The organism is Streptomyces sp. HSG2 (genome assembly GCF_016598575.1).
Classification (GTDB): Bacteria; Actinomycetota; Actinomycetes; order Streptomycetales; family Streptomycetaceae; genus Streptomyces.
On sequence record NZ_CP066801.1, the window covers coordinates 3,263,904 to 3,282,117 of the forward strand.

The following is an 18,214-nucleotide window of genomic DNA, read 5'->3' on the forward strand; positions in this document are numbered from 1 at the left end:
GCCCACGGGTCCCGACGGCCGGGCCGTTCCCGTCACCGTGGGCCGGGCCGACGCCGGCGCCGCGCGGCGCGACCGACGAGCGCCGCCACCCCGGCCAGGAGCAGCCCGCCGGCGACCAGCGGTCCCGGAGCGAACCAGGGAACCTCCCACACGCCTGCCGCGTCGGCCAGGCAGACCACACCCGTCAGGGTCAGGAAGATCCCGGCCACCAGGCGTCCGGGGGAGAACTCACGGCTCGGCACGACTCACCACCACCTCTCCGACGCCGACGCGCACCTCCAGGTCCAGGACCCCGCCCGCCTCCTCGCCGGGTCGCGTCGGAGACAGCGTCAGCTCCCGGTGTCGTCCCGGAGCCACGTCCGCGTCGCCCCGATCCTCCTCCGGCAGCAGCAGGTCGCCCAGCCCGACCGAGACGCTCAGCCGCGCGGTGGCGTCGGGTGGCAGGATCACCAGGATTCTCCCCAGGTCCGCCTCGGCACGGGTGCGGACGGTCTCCCCTGCGGGCACCGACACGCCGGACAGATCCAGCGTGCCCTCCCCCGAGGCGAACCCGTACCCCTCGCGCACCTCCGCCGCGGCGGTGGGCCGCCAGGTGGGCCGCGCCCACTCGTCGCCCGCGCCCGCGGGGAGCGCCGCCGTCGCCGCCAGCAACGCGGCGGTGACGACCGCCACCACGATCGTCCCCGCCCCCAACCTCCCGCGGAAGGCCCCGATCACCAGGCCGACGCCGAAGACCGTCAGCGCGGCGGCCAGCCCGAACCGCACGCTGGTCAGGGCCGGCTGGCTCGCCCAGGCCAGGCCGGTCGCCAGCCCCCCCGCGGCCACGGCGGCCAGGAACACCCAGCCTCCGATCCATCGCGGTCGGTCCCGCCGAGCCCGCTTCCCGTCCGACATCGCCCCGCCCCCGGGCCCGGACCGACCCGCCGCGGCCCACCGCTCCCTGAGCCGATCCGGCCCCGTGCCCCAGAAGTGAGCCTCGCCACCGCCGGAAGGGGAGCCCCGCCGACCCTCGCCGGTCGGGTCCCCGGCGGTCACCCCGCCGTCCTCGACGAGCGAGGCCCGCCACCAGGAGGCCCCGGCGGTGGGCACGGGCGGCACCGGGGGTGCCTGGGCCTCCGGCGGAGCCTCCGCGGCGGTCTGCGCCGCCAGCGGGTCCGGACCCGGCAGGCCGCGCCGACGCGACCAGTGCCCCGCCCCGAGCAGCACCAGGGAGAGCAGTACCGCGAAACTGAGCACCCCCCCGGTGTTCAGCATCGCGAGGAACAGCCCGCAGCCGACCAGGGAGAGGAGCAACGCCGCCAGCGTCGGCGCGTCCACCCTGCCCGTCAACAGCTTGCGCGCCTCGCTCTCCTCCTCGTCCTCGGAGGGGACCAGGAGCCAGGCGAATCCGTAGAAGATCAGACCCAAACCGCCGGTCACGGCGAGGACCGGCAGGGCGATCCGGAAGATCACCGGGTCCATGTCGTACCGCCGACCCAACCCCGCGCACACGCCGGCGATCAGTCGGTGCGAGCGGTCTCGGCGCAGGGGCGCCCACGAGTCCGGTCTTCCGGGACTCTCGGCGCCCGCCCCCGTGCCCCCGGCGGGAACGTCGCCGAGCGGCTCCGCTGCCGGCCGGGCACCCGGTTCGAGGCCGTGCGCGGCGTTCTCGTGCTCTGACATGCCTCCATGGTGACCGGAGCGAACCGCCGACCGCGGTGCGGAGGACCCTGACCCGACCCGGAAATCCGACCCCGGTCGACCCTGTCGAACGGCCGCTCGGGCGGACGCGTTCCGCCCGGAGGGGGCAGGCCCGCTGCCGGGCGCCGAACGCGGTCCGGGTGGCGCTATCGACGTCGGGCGGCTCGACAGCCGTGGGTCGGTCCGGGCGGGCGACCTCGGGCGGCCGGAGGGCGTGGCCGGGCCCGCGCGGAACCTCCGCCGACGACGACGATCGAAGAGGACCGTGTCAGGGAGGCCTCCGGGGAGACCCTGATGTCGTGGCCGGGCGGGCGTGTGATCATCGAGAACATGCCGGACGCAGCAGTGGGCGCGGGAGAGCCGCCCGCCGAACCACGGCCCTCGCGCAAGCTCTACCGCAGCGGCGACGGCCGCTGGCTCGGCGGCGTGGCCCGAGGGCTCGCCGGACACCTCGGGCTGCCGGTGACCTGGGTGCGGCTGGTGTTCGTCGGCCTCTTCATGGCGGACGGACTCGGGGCCCTGCTGTACGCGGCGTTCTGGTTCTTCGTTCCGCTCGGCGTCGGGGGAGTCGACCCCCGCAGGCCGCCGGCGATGGTGGCGACCGACACCGCGCCGGACGGTCGCCGCAGGCTGATCGCACGCCGCCCCGACCGGGGACAACTCGTCGCCCTGCTGCTGATGGTGGTCGTGGCCCTGGTCTTCGCCGGAAACGTCGAACTCGGCGGCGGAGTCCGTCTCTACCTCTGGCCCGTCGTCCTGGTCGGCGCCGGCGTCGCCCTCGTCTGGAGGCAGGCCGACGACGCCCGCCGCGCGCGCTGGGTCGAGGTCGGTCGGCGGGGGAGCACGGTCGCCCTCCTGCGGACCGGGGCCGGAGTGCTGCTGGTGACGGCCGGAGTGACCGGCATCCTCGTGCTCCGCGGTTCCGCGCAGCTCGGCTCCATCCTCCAGGCCACCCTCGCGGTGCTGGTCGGCGTCGCCCTCCTCGCCGGCCCGTACCTGGTGCGGATGACGCAGGACCTCTCCGAGGAACGGCTGATGCGCATCCGCGCCCAAGAGCGCGCCGAAGTCGCCGCTCACGTCCACGACTCGGTCCTGCACACGCTGACCCTGATCCAACGCAACGCCGACAGCCCGAGCGAGGTCCGCCGGCTCGCGCGGGCCCAGGAGCGCGAGCTGCGCGCCTGGCTCTACAGACCGGAGGGCAACGGCAAGCACCAGGAAGAGGAGCCCACTACCCTGGCCGACGCCGTCCGCCGCGTCGCCGCCGAGGTCGAGGACGAACACGGCGTCCCGATGGAGGTCGTGGTCGTGGGCGACTGTCCCCTGGACGACAGGATCCGCGCGCTGACCCAGGCCGCGCGCGAGGCGATGGTGAACGCCGCCAAGTACGGTGGCGGGGGCGGTGCCGTCCAGGTCTACGCCGAGGTGGAGTCGGACCGGGTCTTCGTGTCCGTGCGCGACCGGGGCCCCGGCTTCGACCTCGACTCGATCCCCCCCGACCGCATGGGCGTCAGGGAATCGATCATCGGCCGGATGGAGCGCAACGGGGGGACGGCACGCCTGCGCGCGGTGCCCGGCGGGGGCACGGAGATCGAGCTGGAGACGGAGAGGGCGGAGGCGTCATGAGCGAGCACACCGGGACGACGAGGGGGCCGGTCGAAGACCCCGCCGGACGGCGGGTGCGGGTGGTCCTCGTCGACGACCACCGCATGTTCCGGACCGGTGTCCAGGCGGAGATCGGCGACACCGGGCGGACCGGTATCGAGGTGGTGGGGGAGGCCGCGGACGTCGAGCAGGCGGTCACGGTGATCACCGCGACCCGACCCGAGGTCGTCCTGCTCGACGTGCACCTCCCGGGCGGAGGCGGTGTCGAGGTGCTGCGCCGCTGCGCCGCGCTCGCGACCGACTCCGAGCGTCCGGTGCGGTTCCTCGCGCTGTCCGTGTCCGACGCCGCCGAGGACGTCATCGGCGTCATCCGCGGCGGCGCCCGCGGCTACGTCACCAAGACCATCACCGGGGACGACCTCGTCGACTCCGTCTTCCGGGTGCAGGAGGGCGACGCGGTGTTCTCCCCGCGACTGGCCGGGTTCGTCCTGGACGCCTTCGCCTCGACCGAGGCCCCGCCCGTCGACGAGGACCTCGACCGGCTCACCCAGCGCGAACGCGAGGTACTGCGCCTGATCGCCCGGGGCTACGCCTACAAGGAGGTGGCCAAGCAGCTCTTCATCTCCGTCAAGACCGTGGAGTCCCATGTCTCCGCCGTCCTGCGCAAGCTCCAGCTGTCCAACCGCCACGAGCTGACCCGCTGGGCCACCGCCCGTCGGCTGGTCTGACCACCGGTCGGCGGTGGGCGCGTCCGCCGCCGGGGCCTGCGCGTCGGGCGGCGCCGGGGGCTTCGCCGGGCCGGTGCGGGCCGCCCTCGGAGCGCTGCGTAGGCTCCGGGCATGGACGTACTCATCCACTTCTTCGTCGGCCTGCACGTCATCGGCATCGCGGCCCTGCTGGGCGGATTCCTCACCCAGACGAAGGCGATGGGCCAGGGCCTCGCCCGCTACACCCCGGCCATGCTCCACGGCGCCCTGACGATGTTGATCACTGGGATGGTCCTGGTCGGCCTGAACGAGGCGGACGGGCGGCCGGTCGACAACGTCAAGGTCGGTGTGAAACTGGCGCTGCTGGTCGTGATCCTCGGACTCGTCTACGTGAAGCGGGACGAGGAGAGGGTGCGAAAGAGCCTGTTCGGGCTCGTGGGCCTGCTGACCGTCGCCAACGTCTTCATCGCCGTCCTCTGGACCTGAGCGCCCGCCCCGCTCCCGCCGCCGCCCTCCCGCCCGGGGACGGCGGACCCCCGGTCGCGGACCCCGCACCGAGCCCCGCCCCCCGTCGTGGTCCCGACGGAGGGCGGGGCGCGTCGCTTCGGCGGGACGTTCGCTCAGGCGGGTCGCACGACGCCGCGGACCGTGGACTCCCCGTCGAGGACCACGGAGTCCTCGCGCACGTACGAGCCCGGACCCGGCGCGTGGATCATCATGCCGTTCCCCACGTGGACGCCCACGTGGGCGGGGTCGTCGGAGAAGAAGACCAGATCGCCTGGGCGCGCCTCGGAGAGGGGGACCACCGTGCCCGCCCGGGCCTGGTCCCGAGTGCTCCTGGGCAGGGCCACGCCCGCCGCGGTCCAGGCGGCCCGGGTCAGGCCGGAGCAGTCGTAGGAGCCCGGGCCGGTGGCGCCCCAGACGTACGGCTTGCCGATCTGGGCACGGGCGAAGGCGACCGCCTTGTCGCCCTTGGGCGCGTACCCCGAGTCGCCGGACGGCACGGTTTCCGACGCCCGACCGCCGAGCGGGGCGGGGCCCTCCACCGGATCCGGGCCGGTTTCCGCGGTCGCCTCCCCGGCGTCCCGGCCGGGCCCGGGAGTGGTCTCCCACGCCTCCGGGGCCGCCTCCCACGGGTCCGGGGCGGTCCGTCGGGTGCTCGTCGCGGTCGCGTCCTCCCGGGAGAGGGCCCCCGTGTCCGGGACGGGCGCCTCGGGGAAGCCGTCCGGCCCGGCGCCCCCGACGACCGTCGCGCGGACGTCGTCGACCGACGTGGCCTCGTCGCCGCGCCACTCCCGGCGCTCCTCGCGAGCCCACGGCTCGCCGTCCCCGGCAGGGTTCGCGGTCACCGAGGGCGGGGCGGCGTCCGTCGTGTTCGACGCGGACCGTTCGCGGGCGGCGTCGGCCAGCATCCGCCGCGCCGCGGCCAGCTGCTCCCCGACGCGCGCCTTGGCCGCGTGCGGGTCGTTCCGGGGGGCGGGCCGGAGGTCCCCGGGGGAGTCCGAGGACTCCCCGGACCGTTCCCGCCGCCCCGGCGACGAGGAGGCGTCGCCGGCGACCTCGGGACGCCCGAACGGCTCCGCGGGTGAACGGCCCTGGGCGACCGCCGCCCCGCCGTCCGTGGCCCCCGCCGGGCGCATGTCCGCCGTCGGGGGCCTGGTGCCCGAACGGGTGGCCGCCGAGGCCCCGGAGGCGGGCTCTCCGGTCCGGCCTGCCCCCCGGGAGGGGCCACCGCCATCCGGATCCCCCCGGCGCGCCCCTCGGGCGCCGCGGCCCTCGTCTCGGAGGCTGTCCACGCGCTCGCGCTGCCGGGCGGTCCTCTCGCCCCGCGTGGGCTTCCCCGCCCTCGCCCCCGCCTGGCGGTAGAGGGCGTCGACCCGCCGCTCGACCTCGTCGAGGCTCGGGCCACCTCCGTCGGAAGGGGCGGCGGTCGAGGTCGAGGGGGAGAGGAGGGCGACGGAGGCGGGCCCATCGGCGGCGCGGGCGGGGGGGCGGGCCGCCGCGGCCCGGGAGCCCGTGGGACGGGACTTGCGGTGCGACGCCAAGGGAGGCGACTCCTTCCGTGCTCCGCCTGCCGGGTTAGCTGTCGGGTTCGGGCGGATCGGTGCGGAAGGCTGCCCTACGGCCCGCGCCCGAAGCGGGTCGCGGGTCGATTCACCCCGGGTCTCGGTTGGGTCCCCGGCTCCGGGAGCCGCGCGGGCGCCCAGGATTCGGCGGGGGTCGCGCGGCCCGGCGTCGTTCGCCGGAGGAGGCGTGCGGCCCGCCCGCACCGTAGCCAACTCGTATGCCACCTGGGAAGTTTGCCGGGTGATATGCCCGATACATTTTCGTGACCCGCCGTCGAGGGGGGCACCTGGCGCTACCATGACCGTCGGCGACCTTCCGCGCGCGTAGGGGAGGCGATCGGGGGCGACCCGCGGACGCGACCCGGCCGTCGGTGCGGCGCCCTAGACTCGGAGCGCGATGAGCAGCCTCTTTGACGACAGCTTCCTGGCGAGCCTCCAGGCCCCCCGCGGCCCCGAGGAGCACCCGCCGCCGCCCGAGGACGACCACGCGCCGGAGCCGGTGCCGGGCGATCTGTTCGCCGGCGCCTTCGACGCGCCCGCGGATCGCGACGCCTACTACCGCAACGGCGCGGTGCGCCCCGTGGTGGACCCGGCGGTCCTCCTGGAAGGGCTGAACGACAACCAGCGCGCGGCCGTTCTGCACGCGGGCTCCCCCCTGTTGATCGTCGCGGGAGCGGGCTCAGGCAAGACGCGCGTGCTCACGCACCGCATCGCCCATCTGCTGGCGGAGCGGGACGTCCACCCGGGGCAGATCCTCGCGATCACCTTCACCAACAAGGCCGCCGGGGAGATGAGGGAGCGCGTCGAGCGGCTGGTGGGGCCGCGCGCCGCCGCGATGTGGGTGATGACCTTCCACAGTGCCTGCGTGCGCATCCTGCGCCGGGAGTCCCGCGCCCTCGGTCTCACCTCGTCGTTCTCCATCTACGACGCGGCCGACTCCAAGCGCCTGATGGCCCTGGTCTGTCGTGATCTCGAACTGGACCCCAAGCGCTTCCCGCCGAAGTCCTTCAGCGCCAAGGTCTCCAACCTGAAGAACGAGCTGATCGACGAGGAGGACTTCGCGGCGCGTGCGGCCGACGGCTTCGAGAAGACCCTCGCCCGGGCCTACGCCCTCTACCAGGCGCGCCTGCGGGAGGCCAACGCGCTCGACTTCGACGACCTCATCATGACGACGACGCATCTGCTGCGCGCCTTCCCGGACGTCGCCGAGCACTACCGCCGCCGCTTCCGGCACGTCCTGGTCGACGAGTACCAGGACACCAACCACGCCCAGTACGCCCTCGTCCGCGAGCTGGTCGGCCCCGCCGCGACCGAGGAGGAGGCGCCGCCGAGCCCGGACCGGCTGCCCCCGGCCGAGCTGTGCGTCGTCGGTGACGCCGACCAGTCGATCTACGCCTTCCGCGGCGCGACGATCCGGAACATCCTCCAGTTCGAGGAGGACTACCCGGACGCCACGACCATCCTGCTGGAGCAGAACTACCGCTCCACCCAGACCATCCTCGGCGCCGCCAACGCGGTCATCGAGCGCAACGAGTCCCGCCGTCCCAAGAACCTGTGGACCCACCAGGGCGCCGGTGCGCGGATCATCGGCTACGTCGCCGACACCGAGCACGACGAGGCGCAGTTCGCGGCCGAGGAGATCGACCGGCTCACCGACACCGGGGAGGCCCGTGCCGGGGACGTCGCGGTCTTCTACCGCACCAACGCCCAGTCCCGGGTCTTCGAGGAGATCTTCATCCGGGTCGGCCTCCCCTACAAGGTCGTCGGAGGAGTCCGCTTCTACGAGCGCAAGGAGGTCCGGGACGTCCTGGCCTACCTGCGGGTGCTGGCCAACCCCGAGGACTCGGTGCCTCTGCGGCGTGTCCTGAACGTCCCGAAGCGAGGCATCGGCGACCGTGCGGAGGCCATGATCGACGCCCTTGCCCAGCGCGAGCGGATCGGTTTCGCGCAGGCGCTCAGGAGGGTGGACGAGGCCTACGGCATGGCGGCGCGCTCCGCGAACGCCGTGAAGCGTTTCAACACCTTGATGGAGGACCTGCGCACGGTCGCCGACTCCGGCGCCGGGCCGGCCACGGTGCTGGAGGCCGTGCTGGAGCGTACCGGCTACCTCGCCGAGCTCCAGGCGTCCACCGATCCGCAGGACGAGACCCGCATCGAGAATCTCCAGGAACTCGCGGCGGTGGCGCTGGAGTTCGAGCAGGAGCGAGGCGATGGCGAGGGTGAAGGCGAGGCGGGGACCCTCGCGGACTTCCTGGAGCGGGTCGCGTTGGTCGCGGACTCCGACCAGATCCCCGACGAGGAGGACGGTGACGGCGTCGTCACACTGATGACGTTGCACACGGCCAAGGGCCTGGAGTTCCCCGTCGTGTTCCTGACCGGCATGGAGGACGGCGTCTTTCCGCACCAGCGGGCGCTCGGCCAGACCAAGGAGTTGGAGGAGGAGCGGCGCTTGGCCTATGTGGGGATCACCCGTGCCCGCGAGCGCCTCTACCTCACCCGGTCCACCGTCCGCAGCGCGTGGGGCCAACCGTCCTACAACCCACCCTCGCGGTTCCTGGAGGAGATCCCCGGTACCCACGTGGACTGGCGGCGGACGGGCGCGAGCCCGGCCGGGCTCGCCGGCGGGGGGACGAGTCCGGCGGGGCGATCCCGTTCCTCGGCCCTGGGCGGATCGGACTTCGCCACCCGCCGGTCGGGGGAGAAGCCGACGGTCGCGTTGGCGGTCGGCGATCGGGTCACCCACGACCAGTTCGGCCTCGGCACGGTCGTCGCGGTCAAGGGCGCGGGCGCGAACGCGGAGGCGACCGTCGACTTCGGCGACACCAAGCCGAAGCGGCTGCTGCTGCGCTACGCGCCGGTGGAGAAGCTCTAGCCAGTGCGGTGCCCGTGTGTCGGGTATCGGAGTGCGTCGCCCTCGCCGGACGCCGACGACCAGGTCGCCGCTTCGCCCCGGGCGGACCGCGCGCCTTCGTGCGGACGCCCCACCCTCCCGGAGTCGCGTGGTCACCGAGGCCGGTAGGAGGTGGCCAGGACGGAGACGGTGACCTGGCCGGTCGGCGGAAGGTGATCGTTCAGGTCGGCCTGGGTCAGGTGGCGCGCGCTCGGAGTCATCCCCACCAGGTCGATGGCCTCCTGCCTGGTCAGGGGTGCGGTGTATTCGACATTCCGGGTACCGGTCGCCTGGAAGTAGGGCCCCAACGCCTGTTGCAGGCGCTGTTCCTTGTCCGGGTCGATCGTGACCATCGCGGGGATCCGTGCCTGTAGCTCGGCCAGATGCCGCTCGACGGGGCGCACCACGATCAACCGGCCGGTCGGACGCAGTACTCGGTGGAACTCGGCCGGGTTGCGCGGGGCGAACACGTCCAGCATCACATCGACCGTCCGGTCGACCAAGGGGAACGGACGGAAGACGTCCCAGCTCGCGGCGGCGGCTCGGGGATGGGCTCGGGCCGCCGAGCGCAGGGCGCGTACCGACGTGTCCAGTCCCAGGCCGCGGGCGTCGGGCAGTTGATCGAGTACGCCGGCCAGGTAGTGGCCGGTGCCGCATCCGATGTCCACGACGGTGCCACGACCGGTCAGGACGGCGGCTGCCATACGGGTCAGGGTCCGGCGAATGGGTGCGTACCCGCCAGTGCGCAGGAACCGGTCTCGGGCCTGAACCATGGCCGCGTCGTCACCGCTGGTGGCACGGGTGCCGGTCAGGAGGCTCACGTAGCCCTGGCGTGCGATGTCGAAACTGTGGCCCGATGGGCAGCGCAGTGAGCCGCGGTCGGATCGGAGACCGGCGCGGCACAGTGGGCAGCGCAGTGATTCGAGGAACCGTTCGAGGGCAGGGGGAAGCGGCGCGGGCACAAGGCACTCCTTGCATCGGTGGAGGAAAGGGACCGTGCCCTTGCGCGCTCCGAGAGGCCGCCGTCGCGAGAAGAACAGGGGCCGGGTTCCCGCCGCGCGGGCACGCCGAGGAGGGCGACGTCGTACGGCGTCGCCCTCAGTACCTCGTGATCACAGAGCCTGGGTGTGCCGGGTCCACATGGGCGCACTGTACAAGGCTCGCTCGGGCTCGCCCGAAAGCCGTTGCCTCGCCTGAGCCCTCGAGAGACCCGGCCCGGCGGCGGGGGTTCGCGCCGGACCGGGCGATCACCCGGACGAGGCGGGTGGGTCCCGTGCGGGGTGCCCGAGGGGGCGTGCGCCGGAGGGCGGTGCGGGGTCAGACGGGTTCGAGGTCGTGGCTGCGCAGCCAGGCGAGGGGGTCGATCGGTGATCCGCCGCCCGGACGCACCTCGAAGTGCAGGTGCGGGCCGGTCGAGTTCCCCGAGTTCCCCGAGTAGGCGATCTGGTCACCGGCCTTCACCGAACTGCCGGAGGGCACCTGGTAGGAGGAGAGGTGGCAGTACCACGTCTCGGTGCCGTCCTTCGCGGTCACCACCATCATGTTTCCGTAGGCGCTGTTGTACTGGGTCCGGACCGTGCCGTCGGTGGCCGCCTTCACCGAGGTGCCGTAGGAGACGGGGAAGTCGATCCCGGAGTGCACCGACATCCAGTTGATCCCGGACTGGCCGTAGTACGCGCTCAGGCCCTGCTGGGCGACGGGGAGCGCGAACTTGGGGCGTAGGCGCTCCTTGCGCGCGGCCTCCTCGGCCGCCCGTTTCTTCTCCGCCGCCTGCTGCGCGGCGAGGTCGAGGCGTTCCTGGGTGCGGCTGGCCCGGTCGGCGAAGTCGGTGGCTCCCGCGGAGACGCCGGCGAGCTGGTCGTCGAGCCGGTCGTTGGCGGCGGAGGCCGTGACCGAGGGGGCGTCCGGACGGGCGGTGGTCTCCGCCGATTCGTCGTCCTCGCCGAGACCGCCGACGGAGGCCGCCGCCATGCCGGCCACGCCGACGACGCACGCGGAGGGGAGCGCGATCGTCAGCAACGTCGAGCGTCTGGCCGGCCGCCGTCGCCGGGAGCGGGACGTGGCGCGGGCGCCGGCGGCACGGGCGGTGGCCTCGGCCGGGTACGGCTCCTCCCGGGCGGCCGGGAGCGGGGTGCCGTGCGCGGCGGCCGGCATGTCGTCCGGAGGGGCGTCGGACGGGTGGGAGAAGACGTCCGGCGGGTACGCGCCGAAGGGCGGGTGTTCGCGGCTGTCGCCGTCGCCGGTCGGGACGTCGTCGGGTGTGTGGGCGGGTGCCCGATCGGCTGCGATGTCCGAGTAGGGGGCGTCGTGGGTCGGCTGTCCCTGGGCGAGGTCGCCCCACGCCTCCGTCGGGTCCTGCCAGGGCGACGCCGCGTGGGCGCCCGTGTGGTGGAGGCCGGGGTGGGGGACGTCGAGGGCGTGCGCGTCGGCGGCGTCCGGTGGGCGGACGTCGAACAGCGCGACGCCCACCCCCCATCCCGCGTCGATGTGCGGGTGGCTCGGGTCGGGCCGGTGGAGGTCGGCGTCGTACGCGCCCGGGTCGTAGTCCTGGGTGAGTTCCCAGCCGTACGCGATCCCGTGCGGGGCGTGGCCCGGCTCCGGGGTCGCGGTCGGGCCGTCGGCGCGGGCGCCGAGGAGGGGACCCGAGACATAGGGCGTGACGGTCGGGAAGCCGGTGGTGTGCCCCGCCGCCTCGTGCCCGCCGTGCGGGGCCACGGCCCAGGACGGGGCGGCCTGGTCGCCTTGCGCGTCGGGATGCCCGGAGGCGGAGTCCGAAGCCGAGTCCGGGGGGATCAGCGTCCCCGACGGGTGGCGGTCGTTCACCTTGTCTCCTTCGAGGATGCCCCGGCCTTCGGGCCGGTGGCGATCAGTGGGCCGAGCGCGTCGTCGGCGACCACGACGCGATCACCGCCGAGGACTTCCGCCCGGGGCCGCTCGCCGGGACGATCATGGCCCGCGAGGTCGTGGACGCGGGTGCCGACGCCATGGAGGCGGGCCTGATCGAGACGGGCCGCGAGCGCGGACGGGAGACCCGTCCCGGGCCTCGGGCGCACACCACCGTGGACCGTGCGGCGTGCGGAGCGAGAACCAAGCACGCGCTTCCTCTTTCGGAACGTACCTATACCTGCGCCGCGAGCGGATTCGTCTCGCCGAGGGACGAGGACTCCGCCCGAGTGATGTCGCTCCGGGTCGGTTTCGACCCGGCTGGTGTCAAGGGCGTAGGACCTCCGGGAGAGCCGCTCCCGAGGGAGCCCGAATCAGGAGTCGCCTCCCCTCGCCGAGGAGGATTCACCAGCTTCTCTTCGGCCCCCGTGACGTGTGCGGGGGGCTGTCGGAGCAGTGCCGCGACTGTACCCGGCGGTCCGCGAGCGTCACAATCTTCGACGGGGCCGGCGGCCCGGAAAAGCTTCGACAGCAGGGGATTTGGGGATTGGCGGAGACGCCGTTGGTGTTGTTTTCGAGGCGTGTTCGAGGCTTCGCGCGTCGGTTCAGGCGACAGTGAGGCCATTCGGGTGTCGTCGCTCGTCGCCCGGGGTCGGGAACGCCCACGTCTCGTCCAGCGCCTCACGGATACCGGTAGCGACCGTCGGGTGCACCGGAAGCGCGAGGTGGCCGATCCCGCTCACCCGCACGTTCCGCGCCAGCAGGTCCGGGTGGTGGAGCCGTGCGCTCTCCAGTGGGTCCATCACCCGGTCCAGGTCGCTCCAGAAGCTGACGAACCGGGTGCGCACGCCGGGGGAGGGGAGGGCCAGTTCCTCGATCACCGGGGAGCCGGGACGCATCTGCCGCACGATGGGATGGGCGTTGGCCAGCGGGACCACTCGGGTGCCGGAGTGCGGGGTGCCCAGGGTCACCAGGGTCCGCACCCGCAGGTCGCCACCGAGGCGCTGCGTGTAGTAGCGGGCGATGAGGCCGCCGAGGCTGTGTCCGACGATGTCGACGCTTTCGTGGCCGGTCCGGTCGCACAGCTCTTCGAGATGGTGCCCCAGCAGTTCCGCCGCCGTGCGGATGTCGCAGGTGAGCGGCGAGTAGTTGAGGGAGACGACCTGTTGCCGGCCGTTCTGGGCGAGGCTGCGGCGCAGCAGGACGAAGACCGAGCGGTTGTCGATGAAGCCGTGCAGCAGGACGACGGGGGGCGGCGCCGCCCCCCGGGGAATGAGGAGAGGGACGGCGGCGGTGGGTGTGACGGGCGGCGGCTCGGGGGTCGGGGCGGGGCGGGTGGTTCCGGGCTCGGCGGCGGTTTCCCGCGCGGGCGCTTCGGACTCCTCCGAGGCGGCCCGACGCTCCTGGATGATGCCCGAGGGATAGAGGAAGACGTGCCCCGCGAGGATGGCCGCCTCCAAGGCCGTCGCCTTGAGGAGGGTCAGCGAGACCACTGGAAGGCTGCTCGGGGAAAGCGACAGGGCGGAGAGCATCGGCAGCCGGGAGAGGACGGAGAGGTTCGGAAGTCCGGGGAGGAGGGAGCCGCCGGGACGCCCGGGCAGTCCCGGCAGGGCCAGCAGGGTCGCGAGCGCGGACAGCCCGGGCAGGCTGGGCAGGCCGGGCAGGAGGCGGCGGCAGAGCGGAAGGAGGGGGATGAGCGTGTGTGCTGCCCTGATGACCTTCATGGCCGACCTCCTGTCGGCACCCGGGGCGACGCCTGTGTCCCCCGTGTGCCCTTGTGGAGAGGTGTCACACAAGTGATCGACGGTGTTTGCGGGGACCGATGTGACCCGAGTGTGCGGCGCCACGGGCGCCGGCGCACGTCGAGCGCGTGGCCTCGGGTCCTCGCGATCCTGGGAGGTGGCTCTCCGTGACGCCTCCCCCACTGTGTGATTTCCCCCTCGCTCTCCGTCGCGAAACCGACGGGTGCGGGATGCTGGACCTGGCGTTCGCGTACGACCCGGACCGTGTCGCGGGGGGCGCGGGCGCCGGGCGGGCGATCCGCGGCGGGTCCTGCCCGCGCCGCCTGTCGACACGGACGTTGTAGTCGCTTCATGGAGGCAGTGATGGGTGTGGCAGCCGGTCCGATCCGCGTGGTGGTCGCCAAGCCGGGGCTCGACGGACACGATCGAGGAGCGAAGGTGATCGCGAGGGCGCTGCGGGACGCCGGGATGGAGGTCATCTACACGGGACTCCATCAGACGCCCGAGCAGATCGTCGGGACCGCGATCCAGGAGGACGCCGACGCGATCGGGCTGTCCATCCTCTCGGGCGCGCACAACACGCTCTTCGGCGCCGTCATCGACCTGCTCAGAGAACGGGACGCGGCGGACATCCTCGTCTTCGGTGGGGGGATCATCCCGGAGGCGGACATTCCGCCGCTGAAGGAGAAGGGGGTCGCGGAGATCTTCACGCCCGGCGCCACGACCGCGTCCATCGTCGAATGGGTCCGCGAGAACGCGCGGCAACCCGCCGGGGCGTGAGGCGTTCCGGGCTCGTCCGTCCCCCGGCACGGCGTGCCGGGGGCACGGCATCGTGTGACAGGTATCACCGCTCAGGTGCGACCCGCGATTTAGAGAGCCCCCGTAGGCGGGGATAACCTGCGAGACGGACATGCCGCGCGCTCGGTCACCGTGTGCGCCTCCCCTGTGACACATGCGGACGTCACGTTGCCCTTCGCGGCACGCCCACGCATCCAACGAACCGCGAGATCACTGATAGGGACGGAAGCGCGTGGACCTGTTCGAGTACCAGGCGAGGGACCTCTTCGCCAAGCACGAAGTACCGGTGCTGGCCGGTGAAGTCATCGACACGCCTGATGCGGCGCGCGCGATCACCGAGGGCCTGGGCGGCAAGTCCGTCGTCAAGGCCCAGGTGAAGGTCGGTGGCCGCGGCAAGGCGGGCGGCGTGAAGCTCGCCGCCACTCCGGACGAGGCCGTCGCGCGCGCGACGGACATCCTCGGTATGGACATCAAGGGCCACACGGTCCACAAGGTCATGATCGCCGAGACCGCCCCGGAGATCGTCGAGGAGTACTACGTCTCCTTCCTCCTCGACCGGGCCAACCGCACCTTCCTCTCCATCGCCTCCGTCGAGGGCGGCGTGGACATCGAGGAGGTGGCCGCCACCCGCCCGGACGCAGTCGCCAAGACGCCGATCGACGCGATCGACGGGGTGACGCCGGCCAAGGCCCGTGAGATCGTCGCCGCCGCCAAGTTCCCTGCCGAGGTCGCGGACAAGGTGGCCGACGTGCTGGTCCGCCTGTGGGACGTCTTCGTCAAGGAGGACGCCCTCCTGGTCGAGGTCAACCCGCTGGCCAAGGTCGCCTCCGGCGAGGTCGTCGCGCTGGACGGCAAGGTGTCGCTGGACGCCAACGCCGAGTTCCGTCACGCGGAGTTCGCGGAGTTCCACGACACGGCGGCGGCCGACCCGCTGGAGGCCGCGGCCAAGGAGAAGAACCTCAACTACGTCAAGCTCGACGGCGAGGTCGGCATCATCGGCAACGGCGCGGGTCTCGTCATGAGCACCCTGGATGTCGTCGCGTACGCCGGTGAGGCGCACGCCGGTGTCAAGCCGGCCAACTTCCTCGACATCGGCGGCGGTGCGTCGGCCGAGGTCATGGCCAACGGCCTGGAGATCATCCTCGGCGACCCGGACGTGAAGTCCGTCTTCGTCAACGTCTTCGGTGGGATCACCGCCTGCGACGCCGTGGCCAACGGCATCGTCCAGGCGCTGGCACTGCTGGAGAGCAAGGGCGAGGTCGTCGACAAGCCGCTGGTCGTGCGCCTCGACGGCAACAACGCCGAGCTGGGTCGCAAGATCCTGACGGACGCCGCCCACCCGCTGGTGCAGCAGGTGGACACCATGGACGGCGCGGCCGACAAGGCCGCCGAGCTGGCTGCTGCCGCCAAGTAAGGGACGAGGTCACAGAACACCATGGCTATCTTCCTCACCAAGGAATCCAAGGTCATCGTCCAGGGCATGACCGGCTCCGAGGGCCAGAAGCACACCCGACGCATGCTGGCCTCCGGTACCAACGTCGTCGGCGGCGTGAACCCCCGCAAGGCTGGCACCAGCGTCGACTTCGACGGCACCGAGGTGCCGGTCTTCGGCACCGTCAAGGACGCCGTCGAGAAGACCGGGGCCGACGTCACGGTCATCTTCGTGCCGGAGAAGTTCACCAAGGACGCCGTCGTCGAGGCGATCGACGCCGAGATCCCGCTGGCCGTCGTCATCACCGAGGGCATCGCCGTGCACGACACGGCGGCGTTCTGGGCCTACGCGGGCAAGAAGGGCAACAAGACCCGCATCGTCGGCCCCAACTGCCCCGGGCTCATCACGCCCGGCCAGTCGAACGCCGGCATCATCCCCGCCGACATCACCAAGCCCGGGCGTATCGGCCTGGTCTCCAAGTCCGGCACGCTGACGTACCAGATGATGTACGAGCTGCGGGACATCGGTTTCTCGACCTGTGTCGGAATCGGTGGCGACCCGATCATCGGCACCACCCACATCGACGCCCTCAAGGCGTTCCAGGACGACCCCGAGACCGACCTGATCGTCATGATCGGGGAGATCGGCGGCGACGCCGAGGAGCGGGCCGCCGCCTTCGTCAAGGAGTACGTGACCAAGCCGGTCGTCGGCTACGTCGCGGGCTTCACCGCCCCGGAGGGCAAGACCATGGGCCACGCGGGCGCCATCGTCTCCGGCTCCTCCGGCACCGCTCAGGCCAAGAAGGAGGCCCTGGAGGCCGCCGGCGTCAAGGTCGGCAAGACCCCGACCGAGACGGCCAAGCTGGCCCGGGAGATCCTGGTCGGCTGAGTTCCCGCCGCGCCGAAGGCCCGCCCCCGGTCCGCCGGGGCGCGGGCCTCTCGCGTGCGCGGCGAGCCGGGACCTCCCCGGGGCGGCCGGGCCGCCGGTCGCGGGTCAACGGGCCTGGGGGGTCAGCCGGTGGGGTCCCCCGAGTGGATGGTCGTCGAGGGCGGCCCGCAGCTTCCGCGCCTCCTCCGACAGCGAGCCTTGGGCCTGCCGCGGCGGCACCCCGCGTACCGCGTCGCCGGATGCCACCGGTGGCTCGTACCGGGTGGGGGCCGTGCCCGCCGTCAGCGCGGTCGCCCCGATCAGCGCGGCGGTGCAGACGATCGCCGTCCGGGTCCGGAAGCGGGCCCGTCGCTCGCTGATGGTCCGCATCGACGCCGGGCTTCCCGAGCGCAGCCGCTCCGCGCCGGCCAGGGCGGTCAGCCCCCGGCGCAGCGCCTCGGGGTCGGCGAGGGCGGGGAGGCGGTTCGCGACGGCGGTCCGCGCGCCGCGCAGGCGTGCGACGGCGGCCGGAGTCGTGGCCTCGGTCTCCGCCGCCGCCTCGGCCGTCCCGATGCCCAGGCCGTCGCAGAGGACGAGGGTGCGACGGTGCGCGGGCGGGAGCGAGAGCAGCACGCCCAGCAGGGCCCGGTCGGCGGGGTCGGCGGGCGGGGGCTCCGGATCGCGGTGGCGCCGTCGGAACCGGTGCCAAGGGGAGAGGGCGTACTCGTGCACCGTCATGCGGACGCGGCCCGCGGGGTCGGGGTCGCGGGCCACCTCGGGCCAGCGCTCCCAGGCGCCGTGGAAGGACCGTTCCACCGACTCGCGCGCCAGTTCGCGTCGCCCCGTCAGCAGGTATGCCTGGCGGAGGAGCGCCGGCGCGCAACCCGTGTAGAGGGCGTCGAAGGCCTGCGCGGGGGTCGTGGCCCCGACCGCGACGGCGGATGCCCGCCGGGCGGGGCCCACGCCGGACGGCGACGCGGGTGGGGGGGTGGAGTCGCGAGCACCGGGCCCGGTGGCGCCCTCGTCTCGGCGGACGAGCCGCGGCAGTGGCGTCGTGCCGCTCGCGTGTCCGTCGTGCGTGGCCGCCTGCCCCGGGGCGGGGGCGGGCGGCCGTCGGGGCGAGGGAGAGCCCGAACGGTCGGTCCCCTCGTTCGTGAGGGGGTCTCCCGGGCGTTCGACCGCGTGGTCCCCGACGCTCGTCTCCTGGGCCACGGTCACCTTCGCCTCCAGCGTCTTCAGCAGATGCGCGTAGGCCGCCCGCCGCCGACCACTCGGGTTGGTGCGACCGGCCTCCCACGCGCGGACGGTCTCGGGGGTGACGCCGACTCGCTCGGCTACCTCCTGGCGCGTCAGCGAGGCGGCCAGGCGCAGTCGTCGACGCTCCGCCGGGGTGGGCAGCGGGCATGCCGGGGGTCGGGTCATGGCCCGACCCCCGGCATGCTACGAACGACAAAGAACATAAACGTATATTGAGCGACACAGCGGCCAATACGTCGTTACCTGGGGACAGCGCGTGTCGTTGGCAGCATGACGGCGTGGACCAG

At 73.2% G+C, this 18,214-nt stretch carries 14 protein-coding genes and 1 riboswitch; of the genes, 7 read left to right on the forward strand and 7 right to left on the reverse strand.

Annotation, left to right across the window (positions count from 1 at the left end):
* Positions 1–32 precede the first annotated feature (32 nt).
* Positions 33–242: a hypothetical protein gene (locus JEK78_RS14060; RefSeq protein WP_200258990.1), complete on the reverse strand. Its 210-nt coding sequence runs from the start codon at positions 240–242 to the stop codon at positions 33–35.
* The gene (locus JEK78_RS14065; protein WP_200258992.1) at positions 229–1,662 is read right to left on the reverse strand and encodes a PspC domain-containing protein; all 1,434 of its coding nucleotides are present in this window, start codon (positions 1,660–1,662) and stop codon (positions 229–231) included. Before JEK78_RS14065 ends, JEK78_RS14060 begins: the two co-directional genes overlap by 14 nt.
* A 348-nt stretch (positions 1,663–2,010) precedes the next feature.
* On the opposite strand from JEK78_RS14065, the gene JEK78_RS14070 reads away from it, so the two are divergent.
* From JEK78_RS14070 to JEK78_RS14080, 3 genes are all read left to right on the forward strand, one after another.
* Positions 2,011–3,306, forward strand: coding sequence for an ATP-binding protein (locus tag JEK78_RS14070; protein WP_200258994.1), 1,296 nt, complete (start codon positions 2,011–2,013; stop codon positions 3,304–3,306).
* Entirely contained in the window at positions 3,303–4,013 is a 711-nt protein-coding gene (locus JEK78_RS14075) for a response regulator transcription factor (protein ID WP_200258996.1), read from the forward strand. The genes JEK78_RS14070 and JEK78_RS14075 overlap by 4 nt, the downstream gene beginning before the upstream one ends.
* 111 nt (positions 4,014–4,124) lie before the next feature.
* Entirely contained in the window at positions 4,125–4,478 is a 354-nt protein-coding gene (locus JEK78_RS14080; RefSeq protein WP_200258998.1) for a hypothetical protein, read from the forward strand.
* Positions 4,479–4,612: 134 nt separating this feature from the next.
* On the opposite strand, the gene JEK78_RS23385 is transcribed toward JEK78_RS14080, so the two are convergent.
* The gene (locus JEK78_RS23385) at positions 4,613–6,037 is read right to left on the reverse strand and encodes an NlpC/P60 family protein (RefSeq protein ID WP_242483071.1); all 1,425 of its coding nucleotides are present in this window, start codon (positions 6,035–6,037) and stop codon (positions 4,613–4,615) included.
* A gap of 8 nt (positions 6,038–6,045) precedes the next feature.
* Positions 6,046–6,218, reverse strand: a riboswitch (cyclic di-AMP (ydaO/yuaA leader).
* Positions 6,219–6,455: 237 nt separating this feature from the next.
* Between JEK78_RS23385 and pcrA the strand changes: the two genes are divergently transcribed.
* Positions 6,456–8,930: a DNA helicase PcrA gene (pcrA, locus tag JEK78_RS14090; protein WP_200259001.1), complete on the forward strand. Its 2,475-nt coding sequence runs from the start codon at positions 6,456–6,458 to the stop codon at positions 8,928–8,930.
* A 131-nt stretch (positions 8,931–9,061) separates the two neighbouring features.
* Here pcrA and JEK78_RS14095 read toward each other — a convergent pair whose 3' ends face one another.
* From JEK78_RS14095 to JEK78_RS14105, 3 genes are all read right to left on the reverse strand, one after another.
* Positions 9,062–9,910: a putative RNA methyltransferase gene (locus tag JEK78_RS14095; protein WP_200259004.1), complete on the reverse strand. Its 849-nt coding sequence runs from the start codon at positions 9,908–9,910 to the stop codon at positions 9,062–9,064.
* Between the two features lie 355 nt (positions 9,911–10,265).
* Positions 10,266–11,771, reverse strand: coding sequence for a M23 family metallopeptidase (locus tag JEK78_RS14100; RefSeq protein ID WP_200259006.1), 1,506 nt, complete (start codon positions 11,769–11,771; stop codon positions 10,266–10,268).
* A gap of 665 nt (positions 11,772–12,436) precedes the next feature.
* Complete coding sequence (locus tag JEK78_RS14105) at positions 12,437–13,555, reverse strand: alpha/beta fold hydrolase (protein WP_200259010.1); 1,119 nt, start codon at positions 13,553–13,555, stop codon at positions 12,437–12,439.
* Positions 13,556–13,936: 381 nt separating this feature from the next.
* On the opposite strand from JEK78_RS14105, the gene JEK78_RS14110 reads away from it, so the two are divergent.
* The 3 genes from JEK78_RS14110 to sucD all read left to right on the forward strand — a co-directional run bounded on the left by JEK78_RS14110 (position 13,937) and on the right by sucD (position 16,691).
* Positions 13,937–14,353 (forward strand): cobalamin B12-binding domain-containing protein, encoded by a 417-nt coding sequence (locus JEK78_RS14110; RefSeq protein ID WP_200264162.1) that lies wholly within the window; start codon positions 13,937–13,939, stop codon positions 14,351–14,353.
* 250 nt (positions 14,354–14,603) lie between these two features.
* Positions 14,604–15,785, forward strand: a complete 1,182-nt coding sequence (gene sucC / locus JEK78_RS14115) for an ADP-forming succinate--CoA ligase subunit beta (protein ID WP_200259013.1) — start codon at positions 14,604–14,606, stop codon at positions 15,783–15,785.
* 21 nt (positions 15,786–15,806) lie between these two features.
* The gene (gene sucD / locus JEK78_RS14120) at positions 15,807–16,691 is read left to right on the forward strand and encodes a succinate--CoA ligase subunit alpha (RefSeq protein WP_200259016.1); all 885 of its coding nucleotides are present in this window, start codon (positions 15,807–15,809) and stop codon (positions 16,689–16,691) included.
* A gap of 105 nt (positions 16,692–16,796) precedes the next feature.
* Here the strand turns inward: sucD and JEK78_RS14125 are convergent, their stop codons facing one another.
* Complete coding sequence (locus JEK78_RS14125) at positions 16,797–18,092, reverse strand: helix-turn-helix transcriptional regulator (RefSeq protein ID WP_200259019.1); 1,296 nt, start codon at positions 18,090–18,092, stop codon at positions 16,797–16,799.
* Positions 18,093–18,214: the final 122 nt, after the last annotated feature.

Bases quoted from the DNA above. Each gene is read 5' to 3' on its own strand.
- pcrA (WP_200259001.1), top strand. From the start codon at position 6,456: ATGAGCAGCCTCTTTGACGACAGCTTCCTGGCGAGCCTCCAGGCCCCC.
- JEK78_RS14105 (WP_200259010.1), bottom strand. From the start codon at position 13,555: ATGAAGGTCATCAGGGCAGCACACACGCTCATCCCCCTCCTTCCGCTC.
- JEK78_RS14125 (WP_200259019.1), bottom strand. From the start codon at position 18,092: ATGACCCGACCCCCGGCATGCCCGCTGCCCACCCCGGCGGAGCGTCGA.
- JEK78_RS14070 (WP_200258994.1), top strand. From the start codon at position 2,011: ATGCCGGACGCAGCAGTGGGCGCGGGAGAGCCGCCCGCCGAACCACGG.
- JEK78_RS14080 (WP_200258998.1), top strand. From the start codon at position 4,125: ATGGACGTACTCATCCACTTCTTCGTCGGCCTGCACGTCATCGGCATC.
- JEK78_RS14075 (WP_200258996.1), top strand. From the start codon at position 3,303: ATGAGCGAGCACACCGGGACGACGAGGGGGCCGGTCGAAGACCCCGCC.
- JEK78_RS14110 (WP_200264162.1), top strand. From the start codon at position 13,937: ATGGGTGTGGCAGCCGGTCCGATCCGCGTGGTGGTCGCCAAGCCGGGG.
- sucD (WP_200259016.1), top strand. From the start codon at position 15,807: ATGGCTATCTTCCTCACCAAGGAATCCAAGGTCATCGTCCAGGGCATG.
- JEK78_RS14065 (WP_200258992.1), bottom strand. From the start codon at position 1,662: ATGTCAGAGCACGAGAACGCCGCGCACGGCCTCGAACCGGGTGCCCGG.